This window comes from Gluconobacter sp. P1D12_c, assembly GCF_018812105.1.
GTDB lineage: Bacteria > Pseudomonadota > Alphaproteobacteria > Acetobacterales > Acetobacteraceae > Gluconobacter > Gluconobacter oxydans_A.
The window spans coordinates 1-523 of sequence record NZ_JACSIQ010000291.1; the positions used below are offsets into that span (position 1 = coordinate 1).

Consider the following 523-nt stretch of genomic DNA (forward strand, 5'->3'; position numbering starts at 1 on the left):
TCTTGCCATTCTTCTGAACATCAACAGCACCATCGCAAGCCTGCTCATGCTCACGCTCAAGAGCTTCTAAATCCTGACCAAAAACGAGAACCGGCTTGCCTGGATTTTCAACATGCAAACAGGCATCCGGATTTCTCCGGGTAGCCTCATCTATAGTCTCTTTAATATTCCACTTCTTAGACTTCGTTGCCTTGTCGGAAGGCTTTACAAGCACTTTACGACTCAGCATCTCAAAATGTGCGAATTGATAACTCATGACAACGATCCAAAAAATTTCTCGCAAATCGTTGAGAGTCTTCTTTTAAAATCATCAGACGTACAATTTTCCAAATCTAAATTATCGATACTCGAATACAAACCATCCTTGTCACATTCTTCTAAATCTTTAACCCAAAGGCGTATCTCATCTTTATTGTCATTAACAAAAACACACTCGTAACAAAAATCATCCTCGTCATCGTTCAAATATTCGTTGAATCTTAAAAAACCATATCCCCTGCTTTCTATGTAATCCAAAAACAAA

Annotated in this window: 2 protein-coding genes; both read right to left on the minus strand. The window is 38.6% G+C overall.

From position 1 onward, the window contains the following. A partial coding sequence (locus tag KP705_RS16800) for a hypothetical protein (protein WP_215765082.1) occupies positions 1-256 on the minus strand: 256 nt, incomplete at its 3' end. Further along, the coding region (locus KP705_RS16805; protein ID WP_215765083.1) for a hypothetical protein at positions 253-523 on the minus strand (271 nt) is incomplete at its 5' end. The genes KP705_RS16800 and KP705_RS16805, both read right to left, overlap by 4 nt.